The following is a 16,802-nucleotide window of genomic DNA, read 5'->3' on the forward strand; positions in this document are numbered from 1 at the left end:
GTAATATCAGCTTTTTTTGTTTTTCTTGACAATATTAAACAGCTATAATTGCTATACAGTTAGTGTCAAGTTAAGTGCGCAATTTCATCAGTATTGAATTAGGCATTGTGCCGGTCAAGCTGCTTGTTGTCGTTCGGAAGCAGTCAGCTCAAGAGTTTCTGGTTTAACATAAGAGCGGCCAGTAGACCAGTCCTCACTGTACTCAATAAGGTAACTGGTAACTAGACGGACATAGGAATCAGTGGTAGGAAAAACACCTACAACACCGGAGCGACGTCGGATCTCTCGGTTGAGTCTCTCAATCATGTTTGTAGATGAAATCTTTCGAGAGTCAATGCGAGGGAATTCGTAGAATCTAATTGAGTCTTCAAGCCCTTCTTCCAGTGTTTTAATCGCTTTAGGAAATCGGGATTCGTACTCGTCCATAACCAGGTTCGCATAAGACCGTGCAGCTTGTTCATCCGGCTGAAGCCATATGTTTTTAAGTTTCGCAGCAAAGGATTTCTTTTCCTTTGCTGGTATATATGCCAAGATGTTTCTCATAAAGTGAACCTTGCATCGCTGCCAGGTGGTACCGATGAACGATTCTTTTACAGAAGCTACAAGCCCTTTGTGAGCATCACTGACAACCAACCAGACCTTCTCCAGACCACGTTCCTTCAGAGAGTCAAACATGTGATTGTAGCTGGCCTTGGACTCTTCATACATGGGTTCAACAGCCAGAATATCCCTGGTACCATCGGTTCTAAGACCACAAACAACATGGACTGCCATATTGGCAACATGCCCATCAACGCGAATTTTTTCGTAAAGGGCATCAACCCAAAGTACGGGATATTCCTTATCCAGTTCTCGGTTCAGAAATGCATCTACCTGAGACTGTAATTCCTTGGTGATGTTACTGACCTGGCTCCTTGAAATAGATTCAATACCCAGGCTCTTGGCAAGCTTCTCGATTTTTCTAGTGGAAACTCCGTTGATGAATGCCTCTTGTATAACATTGATCAGAGCCACTTCGGATCGTTTCCGTTCAGTCACGAAGAAGGGGATATAGCCTCCCTTACGTGGTTTGGGTACCATCAAGTACATGCTGCCCATTCTGGTGTCAAAACGTCTTGGGCGGTATCCTGCGCGATACTTTTTACGAGTCTCGGTGCGCTCAGATTTGCCAGCACCGATTTCTTCTGCAAACTCAACTTGCATGAGTTGATCGCAAAGCCAAGTAAGCATCGCGAGCATAGGATCTTCAGTAGTCATGAATTTGAGTAGCATTTTTTCGAAGGGTAGATTAGAATTAAGATGAGTCATCAGTCGATCTCCTTTTCGGATAGTTTCGTCACTTACCTAATTCGGAGTTTACTGATGGCTTTCCTTTTTATTAATCACTTTTGCGCATTTAATTGTATACGATCGCTATACAGGTATAGAGAAAGTAAAAAAAGGGGCGATAATAAGTGAGTATCAGCATCTATGAAGATTGCTATTTATTTCACAAGATGATAGAATAATATATGAAAAATTTCACAATCAGGCAAAGCCAAAACAAATGGGTCTGTGATAGAAGAATGACCTATACCTAATATTATTATTTTTGATTTCAATATACTTGTATGTTAATAAATTATTGGGAGGAAATGTAAAATATGGCGATTAAACGTGGATTTGACTTATTGTCACCTTGTGAAATAACCCAAATGGCAGCTTCTGTGGGCGTAAGTAAGGGTAAGGAAAAAGGCATAGTTCTGTTGGTCTTGGGGATTATGGCGGGAATATTCATTGGTTTGGCATCCGAGTTTAACATTATTGCGACTTTTGATACTGGTCTCAATGATAGCTTGACAAAACTACTTGGTGGTCTTGTTTTTTCACTAGGACTGATTTTAGTGCTAATAGCAGGTGCGGAACTTTTTACTGGAAATACCCTGTTAATCATTTCTTTTTTAAGTAGAAAAATTAGTCTAAAGGAGCTTTTGCGTAACTGGGGCATAGTATATTTAGGAAATTTCCTTGGTTCGTTAATCTTGGTAGCCCTAATCGTTTATGCGCGTCCTTGGATTGGAGGAAAGGAACAATTTGCTTACCATGCGATTAATATTGCAGCTTCAAAAGTGAACCTTGACTTTTCTACGATATTTGTGAGAGGCATTTTGGCTAATATGTTAGTAGTACTAGCCGTTTGGCTGAGTTTCAGCGGTCGAACTTTGATTGATAAAGTTGTTGCTGTGATTTTTCCCATCACAGCTTTTGTGGCTTCTGGATTTGAACACTGTATAGCCAATATGTTTTATATTCCGTTCGGAATTGTACTAAAAAATTCACCCCAAATAATTACCAAGTATAGCGTGCTATACCCGGAGGTTGATCTGACCAATCTGCATGCATTAGGCTTCGTAAGGTTTAATCTAATCGCTTCTACATTGGGAAATATTGTTGGCGGTGTGTGCTTTGTCGGAGCTTTATACTGGTATGTGCATATAGTGTGCCCCAGAACGAATGGAAAGAGCAAAGTGAATAGTTGATATTTCTGGCTAAATCTTGATTTGAACTAGTCCCGTTATGAAGATGAGGTAGATTTATCTGGTATTTTGTATAGATAATAAACCAGGAATAAAGATTTTCTTTCAGTACTATGCTACCCAACGGATTAAACCTGATGTATAATAAAAATAATAGAAGAGGCACTTCCGGAAAAAGGGTGTGATTCCCTTACAGTCCTAGCTACCGTTATAGTCGGAAAACGCAAGTTGCTCATATTTATCTCTAGGGTTAGACTTCGGGCTACCCTAGGTGGCCTTTTTATTTTGGCTAATCGGTTAAATAAGCTTTGTTGCGGTTGATGTTTTATGCATTTCTTCTTGAGATAGATAGGCAAAGAGTTCTGAGCATAATGGCGTATACAATAAAATGACACAGGTAATTTCTAATCTGGATTGGTAAGTATTAGGAGGTGTAGTATGGAAGCGAAAGAAGTAGCTTTTGCAGCATTATTTGCTTCTTTGTTTACTTTGGGTGATTTTATATCTGTTTATAACTTCCAAGTTGTAACCGCATTTATGGTAGTTTGCTTTGTATATTGTGGGTATAGGGTACTTTTGTCAGCCACTTTAATATATAGCCTAATCGATGTTATCTTTGGTTTGGGCATGTATTGGACGTTGGTTCTGAATTGGGAAGTAGCAGCGTTGAGTGTTATTTTGGTCCTACACTACAGACCCAAATCGTATGGATTAGCAGCTGGCTTAGCCTTTCTAACGTTCAGCTTAGTAGATGCTGTGGTAGCATCGTTGATTTTAAGAGTATCACTATGGGCCTATTTAATTGCAGGTAGTTTTTTCGTAGTACGTGGTGTGGTGTCTGGCCTAATCATTGGTACTTTACTCGTGAAAATTCTAGAGAGAAGGACGAATCTACATGAAGCATATAGGAAAATTAGCTAAAGTATTGCTTGTTGTTGCACTTTCTGTAACGATGGTAGCTTGTGCAAAAGAAGCCCCTGCCCAAGCAGAAAAAAGTATTAGTATTGAGATTAGAAATTTACAGGGTGAGGAGCTTGCCTTGGTTGAATGTAAGACGCAAGCGGAAGTATTATCGGACGTTCTAATTGAGCAAGACCTGTTTGAATACGAAGTTACGGGACTAGGCAAATTTATCACAGCTATGAATGGACTTGAAGCAGATCCCGCATCTGAGTATTGGGCAATTTATGTAAATGGAGAATACGGACTCTATGGTGTAGATAACCAAAAAATTCAAGACGGGGATACCTACCTTTTTGAGTTGGAAGAATTTTAAAATGAAAAACTATTTCCAGATGGAGATAGTTTTTTTGTTATTACAATACGGAACATCTGATGAGACTACAAAGGTAGCTTAGCCCATACAGGACTTGTTCCTAGCTATTCTAAATTAGTGCGCTTGTGTGGTATTATTATATATATCTTAAGTTGAGGAGAAATCAATGGGAACGGTGACGAATGCACTAAATATGTTGTTCATCTTGAGTAATGGAAAGACCTACAAAATTAGAGAATTGGCGGAGATGCTTGAGGTAAGCTCTAAATCGATTCGAATTTATAGAGATGCCCTAGATGGAGCTGGTATTTATGTATTGGAAAAGCGTGGCAAGTATGGAGGCTATTATTTGCCCAGAGACTTTCAAAATAGCTTGTTGGGTTTGAATCTTAATGATGAAGAAAAGTTAGCTCTGGAATTGGTGGAAGGAGAACTTAGAAGTAGCCACCATGTGGAGTCTAAAAACATAAGTTCCTTATTGCGAAAACTTCAACTTGTTGAGGAAAAAAGACGACATGCAGAAAGTGAACCCATAGTTCAAAGCAGTCATATTGTAAGTGGAGCTAGGCCAAATATCAATCCGGATAAGGAAAGAGAAAAGTTGGTTTGTGTTATTAAGGCGAAACGTGAAAAGCGGAAGATCGCACTTAACTATAAGTCTCTAAGTGGAACCACAAATCGTAGGATCCTTCATGTTTACAGTACGTATACCTATCGAGGTGAAATCTATCTAGTTGCATACTGTGAATTGAGAAAGGATATTCGGGATTTTAAATTAAGACGGGCTAACCATATTGAATTACTAGATGAAACCTTTACGCCAAAGGATGGTTTCTCAGTGTCAGATTATATGAAGAATTGTATAGGGATATTCAAAGGGGAAGAAATAAAGTTGATACTTAAAATTTGGGGTCCTATGGCACAAATAGTAAGGGAGACGATTTATTCTGATACTCAGATTATTGAGGAAGTAGCGGATGAAGGAGCAATCTTGTTTAAGGCAACCATGAGAGGTCAACAGGAAATAGTAGCATGGATACTCAGTATGGGTTCAACAGTGCAGGTTTTAGAACCGGAAGGACTCCGAAAAGCCATAGCTAAAGAAAGTAAGAAAATAGGGAATTTATACAAAGAGCCATCAAAATGATGGCTCTTTTGACGTATTGATTGAGAAGTCTCCCTTAACTTAGCTTTCTCAACTTATAAATGAGAAGCAAAAGGGGAGTAAATCAATTTTTACATTACCGATATTACTCAAGAAGCCACCACTTCTTTAAGTGGGGAGTAATGCCCCTTAATAGGTATAAACATAGATGGTTATATAGTGTAAAATACTTCCCAGAAGTATGAATAAATGAAATATCTCATGAAAACCAAACCCAGCGATTTGGATTCGCTTATTTTTGCGGGCATAGATTATGGCTCCAATAGAATAGGAGATTCCACCTGCTAATAAGAATACTACGGCTGCAAGTTGAAGTTTCTGGTATAGAGGACGGACGAGAATGACGGCTGACCAACCAAGGACTAAATAGATTCCAGTGTATAACCAACGTGGAACTGAGAAATAGGTCAATTTAAGGATGATACCTGCCAATGCACTAACCCAAATGAAGGCAAGTAGAATGTAACCCATCGTACTTCTTATACCGACTAAACAAAGAGGAGTATAGCTAGCTGCTATAAGTACATAAATCATACTATGGTCTAAGATGCGAAGCTTCTCTAGGTTTTCCTTTTTACCTGTATAGGCATGATATAAACTAGACGCACCATAAAGGAGCAACAAACCTAAGCTATATACTATGGCAGAAGTTACGGAAAAAGGAATAGTACTTTTAGATGCCTTTATTAAAAGCAGAATTGCACCTAGAAGAGATAAAAATACTCCGGCTAGATGGGTTAGGCTGTTGATTGGTTCTCTCAATTTATTATACTCCCTTCGTATAACTAGTAATTAAAACTAGATGTAATCATATGAATATAATGGTATAAAGAAACCAATAAGTCAATAGATAGAATAAAATTCCATGTTATTGAAAATTTATAGTATAATGATGTTTGAAAGAGAGGTAGTATGGAGAAACAAGAAAAGAAAGAAAGAATGCTCACCGTAGAAATAAACGAATTGCCAGATATTGATTTATATATGGATCAGGTAACAGGATTATTGAATGACAAGTTGGGACATCTAGCTGGTGAGGATAAGGATTCTGTACTTACTAAGACTATGATTAACAATTATGTGAAATCAGGGGTAGTCGAAAAACCACATAAAAAACGGTATGGTAAGAATCAGATGATGCAGATGATACTTCTCTATAGCTTGAAAAATGTTATGTCGCTGTATCAGATTAAGGATTTCATGGAATTACTGAAGCAGGAAACTGGGCAAGAGGATTTTGAACAGGTTTATGCTTTGTTTTGCAAAGTGCAAAAGGAAGTTTCTGATACTTGGCAGCAGGAATGGGACAATTCTGATGAGGCATCATTGGACCAGATTCTAAATTGGGCAGTGAGAGCAGATTTGTATAAAAGGATGACGATTCAAGCTTTGAATAAAAGACAAAAAAAATAGCACCAATAGGTGCTATTTTTGTTCTAAGCATTTAATGCTTTTTCTAGTCTTGATTTTTTGCGGTCAGCAGTTCTTTTATGAATCAATTTGTTTTTGGCTGCTTTATCGATAGAGCTGATAGCGCTCACCAATAGCTCCTGTTTGTTGTCTGCATCATTAGCTACTGCATCGCGATATGCCTGAATACGGTTACGCATATTAGCTTTCGCAGATGCATTTTTCAGTTGTTTTTCGTTTGCAAGAGAAGCTCTCTTCTTCGCTGATTTAATGTTCGGCACGCCTCTCACCTCCTATTTACATTTATTGTTCAACAAAAGGTATTTTATCACTATGTGTAGTATAATGCAAGAAGAACAAATGAATCTTTTTACTTCAATCTAGATAAATGGTAGCATCAAGCAAAATTTATCCCCCGTGCGGAACGAATAATGAGAATTTCATAAGACGCAATCTATTGAGAGCTTCTATCATTGGCTCCTAAGATATGTGGTGGAGTTGTTATAATTTAGATATTGGACATCAGGGTTTTAATTAGATAAAGAAGCACCACATTCCCCCAATAACCAAGTCGCAATGGTGCTTGGGAATAGAAGGAATAGATGAGTGGCTTCTTTTCTTATGTAGTGCGAATTAACTATCTATTGTGGAGAATTTTTTGATATAATTTTGATTAACCGCGTTTATACTTAATGATAGAACGTGGATAAAAGGTATTTCTTGTAGAAGAGATACCGTATGGATATAATGATTAGGAGAAAGTGGGGGGGATCATTTGACGAAAGAAAAACAAGTTGCTAAAACCGCTGGATTCCTAATGATTATCATGGTTTTGTCAAGGATTCTAGGGTATTTACGGGACATTATTATCTACTCATATTTTGGCCAAAACCGTATAACAGATGCTTATAATGCGGCCTTTTCCATTCCGGATTTTTTATATATGCTTCTGGTTGGTGGGGCTCTTTCTTCTGCCTTTATTCCTGTGTTTTCAGGCTATATCGCAAGAAAAGAAGAGGAGGAAGCCTGGGAAGTTGCCAGCATTTTATTTAACTTTATTCTTTTGCTACTAATGATTGGTGTTGGTATTGGATATTTGTTAGCACCTCAATTGGTTGCATTAATAGTTCCAGGATTTGAACCAGAGTATATGGAACTAACAATACGAATGACCAGAATTATGTTTTTGCAAGTAATATTTATGTCCATGGCTGGCATGGCACAAGGAATACTGCATTCATTCAAGCATTTCAAGATGCCGGCACTCGGTAGCTTGTTATACAATGTGGCAATTATTTTGGTTGGTGCCTTACTGGTGCGTAAGCTGGGTATAATAGGTTTTAGTATAGGCGTAGTTGCTGGCTCTTTAGTCAATTTATTGGTTCAAATACCTGTTCTTAAAAAGAAAGGTGTACGTTATATACGAAGCTTGAACTTGAGCCATCCCGGGGTCAAGAAAATTTTAGCCTTGATTGTTCCCATTTTGTTAGGACAATCAGTGATCTATTTAAATCTTTTCGTGACGCAGAATCTAGCAAGTGGTTTAGATGGTGGTATGATTGCAGCCTTAAAATTGGCTGAGCGTCTTATGAAATTGCCAATTGCTGTGGTAGGAATATCCATGGCCGTTGCCTTATTTCCCAATTTAACGGAATATGTAGCTATCGGGAATATGAAAAGATACCACAGTAGCCTAACTAAAACGCTGAACAACGTGATATTTCTCGCCTTGCCTTCTGCTGTAGGTTTGGCTATTATGGGTAAGCCACTAATTCGCATGATGTATCAACAAGGTGCTTTTGATGCCGCTGCAACAAAGGCCACGACGATCGCGTTGGTTTTTTATTCAGCAGGGATTTTGGCTTATAGTGCTATTCACGTATTGTCTAGAGCCTTCTATGCTTTAGAAGACACCAAAACGCCTGTGATTATTTCTTCCTTCTCTATGCTGGTAAATCTAGGGTTTAGTTTATTATTAATTGGACCCATGGGACACGGAGGTCTAGCGCTTGCTTATTCGATGACTGGGACTTTGCATATGTGCGTAATGTTGCTTTTCTTGCGACGCAAATCGGGGCCGCTAGGTGGTCGAGTGATGCTAAAAACTCTAAAGAACACAGCTATCGCAAGTGCTGGGATGGCCCTTGTAATTTGGACTAGCAATAGCATCTTGGAAACATGGTTAGATATAAGTAATAAATCATCTCAGGCACTCGTTGCCGTTGTTGGAGTAACAGCAGGTTTTATGGTATTTATGCTGCTAGCACGATTGCTCAAGATGGAAGAAGAAATCCAAGTAAGACAAATAGTGACCAATCGATTTAAAAGGAATAAATAGTTAAGAGAGGATTACCATGCAAAAAAACATTAGAAATTTCTGCATTATAGCCCATATTGACCACGGTAAATCTACGATTGCTGACCGACTTTTAGAATATGCAGGAACCGTTGAATCAAGAGATATGACATCTCAGTTGTTGGATTCCATGGATTTGGAACGGGAACGGGGAATCACTATAAAATTGCAGGCTGTAAAAATGCTTTACAACCGAGATTCTGGGGAAACGTTTGAACTGAATCTGATTGACACCCCGGGACATGTGGACTTTACGTATGAGGTCAGCCGTAGTTTAGCGGCGTGTGAAGGTGCCTTGCTGGTGGTAGATGCTGCTCAAGGTATCGAGGCTCAAACCTTAGCGAATGTCTATCTGGCGCTTGAACATGACCTAGAGATCATTCCGGTCATCAACAAGATTGACTTGCCTTCTGCTGAGCCGGAGAGGGTCAAAAAAGAGATAGAAGAAGTAATCGGATTGGATTGCAGCAATGCAATCATGGCTTCAGCCAAAACAGGCCAAGGTACCAAGGAAATACTCGATGCCATCTGTGATTTCGTACCAGCACCTAAAGGAGATGCGAATGCTCCATTGAAGGGCTTGATATTTGACTCATATTTTGATGCCTATCGTGGTGCAATACCATTCATAAGAGTATTTGAAGGTTCCGTCAAAAAAGGTGATCGGATCACCATGATGAAAAACAAGGGTGTTTTTGATGTGACTGAGGTGGGCATTTTTGCCCCAGCCATGAAGCCGATAGGTAAGCTTTCTGCAGGGGAAGTAGGATATATCTGTGCTTCTATTAAGGATGTAAAACATACCAAGGTAGGCGACACCGTTACCTTGTTAGATAATCCAGCTCAGGAAGCTTTGTCAGGGTACCGTGAAGCAACTTCTATGGTGTTCTGTGGATTGTATCCAGTGGAAAACAACCAGTACGAGAATTTGAAAGAGTCTCTTGAAAAGCTTCAATTAAATGATGCTTCTTTGGTTTTTGAAGCCGAGACTTCACAAGCTTTGGGATTTGGTTTTCGTTGTGGATTTTTAGGACTTCTTCATATGGAGATTATCCAAGAAAGACTTGAACGAGAATATGGAATCAACCTAATTGTTACAGCCCCTAGTGTAGGATATTTGATTACACTTACCGATGGCACCGTGACTGAAATTGATAACCCTTCTCTGATGCCGGATGTTACAAAGCTCGAAAAAATTGAAGAACCAATGATTAAGGCTAGTATCATGGTACCGAGTGAGTATGTAGGAGCAGTGATGGAATTATGCCAGGATAAACGCGGCAATTTTCTCAACATGGACTACATCACCACTGAAAGGGTAAACATACATTATTCCATACCACTCGCAGAAATTGTATATGACTTTTTTGATCAATTAAAGTCCAGAACCAAAGGATATGCTTCTTTGGACTATGAACTGGCTGGCTATCAAGAATCGAAATTGATTAAGTTGGATGTGTTGTTGGCAGGTGAAGTAGTGGATGCTTTGTCTTGCATTGTACATAAAGAACATGCCTACCAACGAGGCCGCGTATTGGTTCGAAAACTTAGAAAAATCATACCTAGGCAGATGTTTGAAGTAGCCATACAAGCTGCCATTGGCAATAAGATTATTGCTCGTGAGAGTGTTAAAGCAATGCGCAAAGATGTTTTGGCAAAATGCTATGGTGGCGATATTTCTAGAAAACGGAAATTGTTGGAAAAACAGAAAAAGGGTAAAAAAAGGATGAAGCAAGTAGGACGAATAGATGTGCCCCAAGAAGCATTCATGTCCGTTTTATCCATTGGAGACGAGGATTAGATTTTGAAAGAGCAAGCAAGATCGTTATATGTACATATTCCGTTTTGCCAAAAAAAATGTCTCTACTGTGATTTTGTTTCATTCGCAGGATGCGAATTGCAAAATCAAGAAGCTTATTTAAGTGCACTCCTTAGAGAACTTGATGAACGGCACAAGTTTCTTGAAGAACCTCTCCAAACGCTCTATATCGGAGGAGGAACCCCGACTGCCCTATACAAAGGCGGTTTGGAATGGTTGGTTCAAGAACTGCAGGAACGTCTTACCTTGTGCGAAAATGCGGAAATAACCATTGAGGCCAATCCTGGAACGTTAAGTCTAGAACGCATGAATAATCTGAAATCACTGGGCGTAAACCGTATTTCATTGGGGGTCCAATCTCTAAACGATATAGAGCTTCAGGAGATGGGACGTATTCACAGCGCAAATGAGGCAATCAAGACTTTACACGCATTGCTTGAATTGGATTTTTCTGTTTCGGCAGATTTGATGTGTAATACACCTAAACAGACGGCAAAAAGCTTTGAATCGTCGTTGCGTCAGTTGCTGGTCTTACCCATAAACCATATGTCCATATATGATTTGAAAGTTGAAAAGAATACACCCTTCTATAGTATGAATGAGGAAGGAAGACTTTTGCTACCAAAAGAACCGGAAATGGAAAGTATCGATAATATTAAACGTCAATTAATTGAGGAAAGCCACCTAGAGCGCTATGAAATAAGCAATTATGCTCGAAGAGGTTATCATTCTAGACACAATACGGTCTATTGGAAGAATCAGCCATATTTAGGAATTGGTGTAGCAGCTACTTCAAGATATGATGGTATTCGGTCCACCAATGGAACTTCATTGGCAGACTATTTACAAGCAGATTTCAGACAATATCATTTCAACGTGACAAATGAAAAAATTAGTGAGAAAATGGAGCGCGAGGAAACAGTATTTTTAGCATTGCGCCTAACTGCAGGACTAGATCTTTTGGAATTCAAAAATAGACATGGTGCTGCTTTCCAATTTTATTATAGTGAGCAAGCATCTCAAATTTTAGAAATGGGCTTAGGACTATATGAAGAAGGGCATTTTCGTTTAACAAATAAAGGACTGGATTATAGCAATCATGTTCTTTCGTTGTTCGTTTGATGAAAGAGGATGGAGGAATATACATGAAAAAGATTCACGGAGGAATCGACGTAGGTTCTACTACCGTCAAGATTGTTTTACTAGATGAAACAGGTAGAACACTATACAAAGAATATAGAAGGCATTTTGCCAATGTTCGTGAGACCGTAGTTACGCTACTGCACGATACATATAAAGATAACACAGAACTTCTAGAAGGAAATAAGTTGACCTTGATGATGACTGGTTCGGGAGGACTGTCCATTGCAGAGAGATTGAATATTCCATTTGTTCAAGAAGTCATTGCTTGCTCAAAAGCAGTTGAAGAACTGATACCTAGAACTGATGTAGCCATTGAATTGGGTGGTGAGGATGCCAAGATCACATATTTTGGAACCAACATGGAACAAAGGATGAATGGAACCTGTGCCGGAGGTACAGGAGCATTTATTGACCAAATGGCAATCCTTTTAAAGACAGATGTGAATGGATTAAATGAATTGTCTGCTGATGCCAAACAAATTTATCCCATTGCATCGAGATGTGGTGTATTTGCGAAGACCGATATTCAACCCCTCTTAAATGAAGGGGCAGCAAAGGAAGATATAGCTCGTTCTATTTTTCAAGCTGTGGTCAACCAGACCATCTCTGGGCTAGCGTGCGGAAGGCCAATCAAAGGCAATGTAGCATTTCTAGGTGGACCATTGTACTTTTTAAGTGAACTAAGGGCACGTTTTATTGAAACCTTAAAGTTGACAGAAGAACAAGTGGTCTTTCCACAGGATTCACAGTATTTTGTGGCCATTGGTACGGCCTTAACTTCAAGAAAGGAAGTTGAAGTAAACTTCAAAGACCTACTGCCTAAGCTTGAAGAACTGATGAATCAAGATTCTAATGAAAACCTAGTCTTAAGACCTTTGTTCAAAGACGAAGCAGAATATGAAGAATTTGTAGCTAGACATGAAAAAACGAAGGTTATCAAAGTACGTCCAGAGGAAGCGGAAGGATATTGCTTTCTAGGAATCGATGCGGGTAGCACGACTAGCAAGATTGCTTTGGTGGATGAATTAGGTCAGCTGCTTTATTCCAATTATGGAAACAATGAGGGTACTCCACTTCTTTATACGGTGCGTATCTTAAAGGATATGTTTTCAAAACTACCGGAAAATGTCAAAATTGCGAAGACGGCAGTAACTGGTTATGGTGAAGGACTCATCAAGGCGGCTTTGCATATGGATATTGGTGAGATTGAAACAGTTGCTCATCAAAAGGCTGCAAGCTTTTTTCTAAAAGGTGTGGACTTTATTTTAGATATTGGCGGCCAAGATATGAAGTGCATGATGATCCGCGATGGTGTGATTGATTCCATTAAATTGAATGAAGCTTGTTCTTCAGGATGCGGTTCCTTTATTGAAACCTTTGCCAAGTCATTAAATATGGATGTTAAGGAATTTGGTAAAGCAGGGATTACCAGTAAAAGGCCGGTAGATTTGGGTACACGTTGTACCGTTTTTATGAATTCCAAAATCAAGCAGGTTCAAAAAGAAGGCGCTTCTATGCAGGATATTTCTGCTGGAATTTCCTATTCAGTAATCAAGAATGCACTATATAAGGTAATCAAGGTGCGTAGCCCAGAAGATTTTGGAGATAAGATTGTAGTTCAAGGCGGAACCTTCTACAATGATTCAGTTCTAAGAGCATTTGAATTGATTACAGGCCGTGAAGCAGTACGCCCCGATATATCTGGCATCATGGGCGCTTTTGGTGCAGCCCTTATTGCTAAAGAACGTTGGATAGAGGGTGAAACGACCCAAATGCTATCTAAAGAAGACCTAGAACAATTCACATATGAATCGAGTATGCGACGTTGTGGATTATGTGGTAATAACTGTCTATTAACAGTGAATAGTTTTAGCGATGGGTCAGAATATATCACGGGCAACCGTTGTGAGCGCGGGGCGGGACAAGACAAGAGAAAAGATACATTACCCAACCTATATGAATACAAGTATAAAAGGCTATTTGCCTATCGATCTTTGTCTCCAGATGAGGCAAAAAAAGGTACTGTCGGTTTGCCAAGAGCACTAAACATGTATTCACATTATCCCTTTTGGCATACATTTTTCACAGAACTGGGATTCCGGGTGGTTCGGTCTAGAAGATCGTCAAAAGAAGTTTATGAAATGGGCATGGAAACCATTCCATCAGAATCACTTTGCTATCCGGCTAAATTGACCAATGGACATATTACAGATTTGGTACAAAAAGAGGTGGATTTCATTTTCTATCCATCCATACCATTCGACTTAAAAGAGGATATGCATGCAGATAACCGTTTCAGCTGTCCAATTGTTACTTCATACCCTGAACTTATTGACAACAATATGGACCTTTTGAGAGAAAAAAATGTTGATTTTATTCATCCATTCCTGCCAATCTTTCATCCGGAAAGAATGAAGAAACGATTGTTGGAAAGTTTGGGTGAACGATTTGCTTTAAGTGCTGAAGAAATAGATAAAGCTACGGATTTAGCCTATGCTGAATTAGAAAACTATAACCAAGATGTACGCCTTGAAGGAGACCGGGCTGTTGAGTTGATTGAGAAAAACCAATTGCCAGCGATTGTGTTGGCAGGACGTCCTTATCATATTGACCCTGAAGTAAACCATGGTATTCCTGAGATGATTAATACATTGGGTGTTGCTGTTCTAAGTGAAGATAGCGTTGCTCATAGAAGCAGGGTGGAACGGCCTTTGCGAATCGTTGATCAATGGATGTACCACACTAGGTTATACAACGCTGCTAGTTTCACACTAGATCATAAAAGTATAGAATTGGTGCAGTTAAACTCATTTGGTTGTGGACTGGATGCAGTTACTACGGATCAAGTACAAGAAATTTTAGAAGAATTTGGGAAAATATATACGGTTGTGAAGATTGATGAAATCAATAACTTGGGTGCAGCAAGGATCCGGATTCGTTCACTCATCGCAGCTATGAAGGAAAGGAAAAAGATTGATTTTGTCCCTCACCGGGTTAAACCGAAGGTAGAGTATGCAGCGTTTACCAAAGAAATGAAGGATACACATACGATTTTGGTTCCAGAAATGTCCCCGATTCACTTTGGCCTATTGGAAGCAGCTTTGCAGGATTCAGGTTATCGAGCCAAAAGACTTCCTCCTGTTAATGCAGAAGCAGTGGAACTAGGTCTTAAGTATGTAAATAACGATGCATGTTATCCATCTATTATGGTGACGGGTCAAATTATGGAAGGACTATTGTCTGGAGACTACGATTTAGATAAGACCAGCGTTATCATTTCACAGACAGGAGGCGGATGTAGGGCAACCAACTATATCGCTTTTATCCGAAAAGCATTACAGGATGCAGGATTAGGAAAAATACCGGTTATATCATTAAATGCATCTGGAAGTTTGGAAAAATCATCCGGTTTTAAGCTAACCTTGCCGATGGTACATCGCATGATTATTGCAGTAGTTTACGGAGATTTGTTGATGCGTGTATCGAATCGTATCCGCCCATATGAAAAGAATAAGGGAGAAACAGATAAAGCGGTCATACGGTTTAGTAAAAAAGCAGAAAAGACTTTAAAAAAAGGGAATATTGCTAGGTTCACGCGTGATATAAAGGAAATTGTGAAATATTTTGATTCTATTCCAATTACCGATGAGAAAAAACCGAGAGTCGGTGTAGTCGGGGAAATATTGGTTAAGTTTCACCCTTACGCGAATAACCAGATTGTGCGAAGTATTGAAGATGAAGGCGCCGAAGCCATCGTGCCAGATTTATTAGATTTCTTTTTATACTCCCTACATGGCAAAGTGTATGATTATGAGGAACTAGCTGGGACGAAGAAAGATCGTAATCTAGCGATGATGGGTGTGGCTTTGATGGAATTGTATCGTAGGAGCATGCGCAAGGCTCTAGCGGCTAGTGAAAGATTTGATCCTCCTACAAATTTAGAGGAATTAACCAAAGGCGCTTCTCCAATATTATCCTTGGGAAATCGCACTGGTGAAGGATGGTTTTTAACAGCAGAGATGGTAGAATTGCTGAATCACGATGTAAACAATATAGTATGTATTCAACCTTTTGCCTGCCTACCGAATCATGTCACAGGTAAAGGTATGATCAAAGAACTTCGTCGTAGATATCCAATGTCAAACATAGCACCGATCGACTTCGATCCTGGTGCAAGCAAGGTCAATCAACTCAATCGTTTGAAACTGATGTTGTCCGTTGCGCGGAAAAACATGCAAAACGGTTGAATTTAAGATGAAAGAATAGTAATATAGAGTGCAGACCGCCATTCAATTTATACCGCGGCTTAGCAGGAGCTAACCACAAAGGAGGAAATACATATGGCAGTACCAAAGATTGATGTAGAATTAAGAGAAAAATCCGGAACAACTGGTTCCAGACAACTTAGAAGGGAAGGCATAGTGCCTGCCGTTCTTTACGGACGTGGAGAAGTAACAAGAAGCATAAAAATGCCACGCAAGAATATCGATAAGGTGATTGAGGCATATGGCCCTAATTCCATGGTGACTATGTCATTGGGAGATGAAACAGTACCTACCTATATTCAAGATGTGCAAAGAGATCCTTTGACACAGAAAATTACACATGTGGACTTCCATCACCTGATTGCTGGTGAGAAAGTTAAAATCCGCATTCCTATCAACATCACCAACGTGGAAGCTTTGACGAAAGATGGAATTCTTTTGGGTCAGAACATCAACGAACTTGAAGTGAGTTGCTTGCCCAAAGATATCATTCAAAGTATTGATATCGATGCAGCTACCTTAGAAGTGCACGTACCACTTCTAGTTAGCGATTTGAAATTACCAGATACCATCGAATCCTTAATTGATGGAGAAGAGACTGTAGTACAAGCTTACTACAACAAGGTTTCAGCTGAAGAAGAAACTGATGTGGAAGAAGCAGTACAGCCTGTATTTGATACTGGTGTTGCAGAAGAAGCATAAGAATGAAAGCGAACCGTTGGTTCGCTTTTCCTTTATTGTGAATGAATTGAACAACCCTGATAAACAGATACGGTTGAAATTTGAAGAGATGAATAACGAAGCCTATATCCGAAAGGATATAGGCTTCGTTTTAAACTAATTATTCTGAGT

Annotated in this window: 14 protein-coding genes; 11 read left to right on the forward strand and 3 right to left on the reverse strand. The window is 39.4% G+C overall.

Annotation, left to right across the window (positions count from 1 at the left end):
• Nucleotides 1-114: 114 nt before the first annotated feature.
• Nucleotides 115-1,308 carry an IS256 family transposase gene (locus JR334_02560; protein ID QRN86131.1) on the reverse strand — a complete coding sequence of 398 codons (1,194 nt, stop codon included), beginning with the start codon at nt 1,306-1,308 and terminating at the stop codon, nt 115-117.
• Nucleotides 1,309-1,643: 335 nt separating this feature from the next.
• Between JR334_02560 and JR334_02565 the strand changes: the two genes are divergently transcribed.
• From JR334_02565 to JR334_02580, 4 genes are all read left to right on the forward strand, one after another.
• Nucleotides 1,644-2,519 carry a formate/nitrite transporter family protein gene (locus JR334_02565; GenBank protein ID QRN86132.1) on the forward strand — a complete coding sequence of 292 codons (876 nt, stop codon included), beginning with the start codon at nt 1,644-1,646 and terminating at the stop codon, nt 2,517-2,519.
• A gap of 435 nt (nt 2,520-2,954) precedes the next feature.
• Nucleotides 2,955-3,437 carry a hypothetical protein gene (locus tag JR334_02570; protein QRN86133.1) on the forward strand — a complete coding sequence of 161 codons (483 nt, stop codon included), beginning with the start codon at nt 2,955-2,957 and terminating at the stop codon, nt 3,435-3,437.
• Nucleotides 3,412-3,792 carry a DUF4430 domain-containing protein gene (locus JR334_02575; GenBank protein QRN86134.1) on the forward strand — a complete coding sequence of 127 codons (381 nt, stop codon included), beginning with the start codon at nt 3,412-3,414 and terminating at the stop codon, nt 3,790-3,792. The genes JR334_02570 and JR334_02575 overlap by 26 nt, the downstream gene beginning before the upstream one ends.
• A gap of 166 nt (nt 3,793-3,958) precedes the next feature.
• Entirely contained in the window at nt 3,959-4,939 is a 981-nt protein-coding gene (locus JR334_02580) for a WYL domain-containing protein (protein ID QRN86135.1), read from the forward strand.
• 147 nt (nt 4,940-5,086) lie between these two features.
• On the opposite strand, the gene JR334_02585 is transcribed toward JR334_02580, so the two are convergent.
• Nucleotides 5,087-5,719, reverse strand: coding sequence for a hemolysin III family protein (locus tag JR334_02585; protein QRN86136.1), 633 nt, complete (start codon nt 5,717-5,719; stop codon nt 5,087-5,089).
• 150 nt (nt 5,720-5,869) lie between these two features.
• Between JR334_02585 and JR334_02590 the strand changes: the two genes are divergently transcribed.
• Nucleotides 5,870-6,370, forward strand: coding sequence for a DUF1836 domain-containing protein (locus JR334_02590; GenBank protein ID QRN86137.1), 501 nt, complete (start codon nt 5,870-5,872; stop codon nt 6,368-6,370).
• A 23-nt stretch (nt 6,371-6,393) separates the two neighbouring features.
• Here the strand turns inward: JR334_02590 and rpsT are convergent, their stop codons facing one another.
• The gene (rpsT, locus tag JR334_02595) at nt 6,394-6,648 is read right to left on the reverse strand and encodes a 30S ribosomal protein S20 (protein QRN86138.1); all 255 of its coding nucleotides are present in this window, start codon (nt 6,646-6,648) and stop codon (nt 6,394-6,396) included.
• A gap of 494 nt (nt 6,649-7,142) precedes the next feature.
• Between rpsT and murJ the strand changes: the two genes are divergently transcribed.
• The 6 genes from murJ (at nt 7,143) to JR334_02625 (ending at nt 16,791) form a co-directional block, all read left to right on the forward strand.
• The gene (gene murJ / locus JR334_02600; GenBank protein QRN86139.1) at nt 7,143-8,705 is read left to right on the forward strand and encodes a murein biosynthesis integral membrane protein MurJ; all 1,563 of its coding nucleotides are present in this window, start codon (nt 7,143-7,145) and stop codon (nt 8,703-8,705) included.
• Nucleotides 8,706-8,721: 16 nt separating this feature from the next.
• Nucleotides 8,722-10,524, forward strand: coding sequence for an elongation factor 4 (gene lepA / locus JR334_02605; protein QRN86140.1), 1,803 nt, complete (start codon nt 8,722-8,724; stop codon nt 10,522-10,524).
• 3 nt (nt 10,525-10,527) lie between these two features.
• On the forward strand, nt 10,528-11,664 hold the full coding sequence (gene hemW, locus JR334_02610; GenBank protein QRN86141.1) for a radical SAM family heme chaperone HemW: 1,137 nt from the start codon (nt 10,528-10,530) through the stop codon (nt 11,662-11,664).
• A 23-nt stretch (nt 11,665-11,687) separates the two neighbouring features.
• Nucleotides 11,688-15,932: a 2-hydroxyacyl-CoA dehydratase gene (locus tag JR334_02615; GenBank protein QRN86142.1), complete on the forward strand. Its 4,245-nt coding sequence runs from the start codon at nt 11,688-11,690 to the stop codon at nt 15,930-15,932.
• 93 nt (nt 15,933-16,025) lie between these two features.
• Entirely contained in the window at nt 16,026-16,652 is a 627-nt protein-coding gene (locus JR334_02620) for a 50S ribosomal protein L25 (protein QRN86143.1), read from the forward strand.
• Nucleotides 16,633-16,791 carry a hypothetical protein gene (locus JR334_02625; protein ID QRN86144.1) on the forward strand — a complete coding sequence of 53 codons (159 nt, stop codon included), beginning with the start codon at nt 16,633-16,635 and terminating at the stop codon, nt 16,789-16,791. The genes JR334_02620 and JR334_02625 overlap by 20 nt, the downstream gene beginning before the upstream one ends.
• Nucleotides 16,792-16,802: the final 11 nt, after the last annotated feature.

Source organism: Clostridia bacterium (assembly GCA_016887505.1).
Classification (GTDB): domain Bacteria; phylum Bacillota; class TC1; order TC1; family UBA5767; genus UBA5767.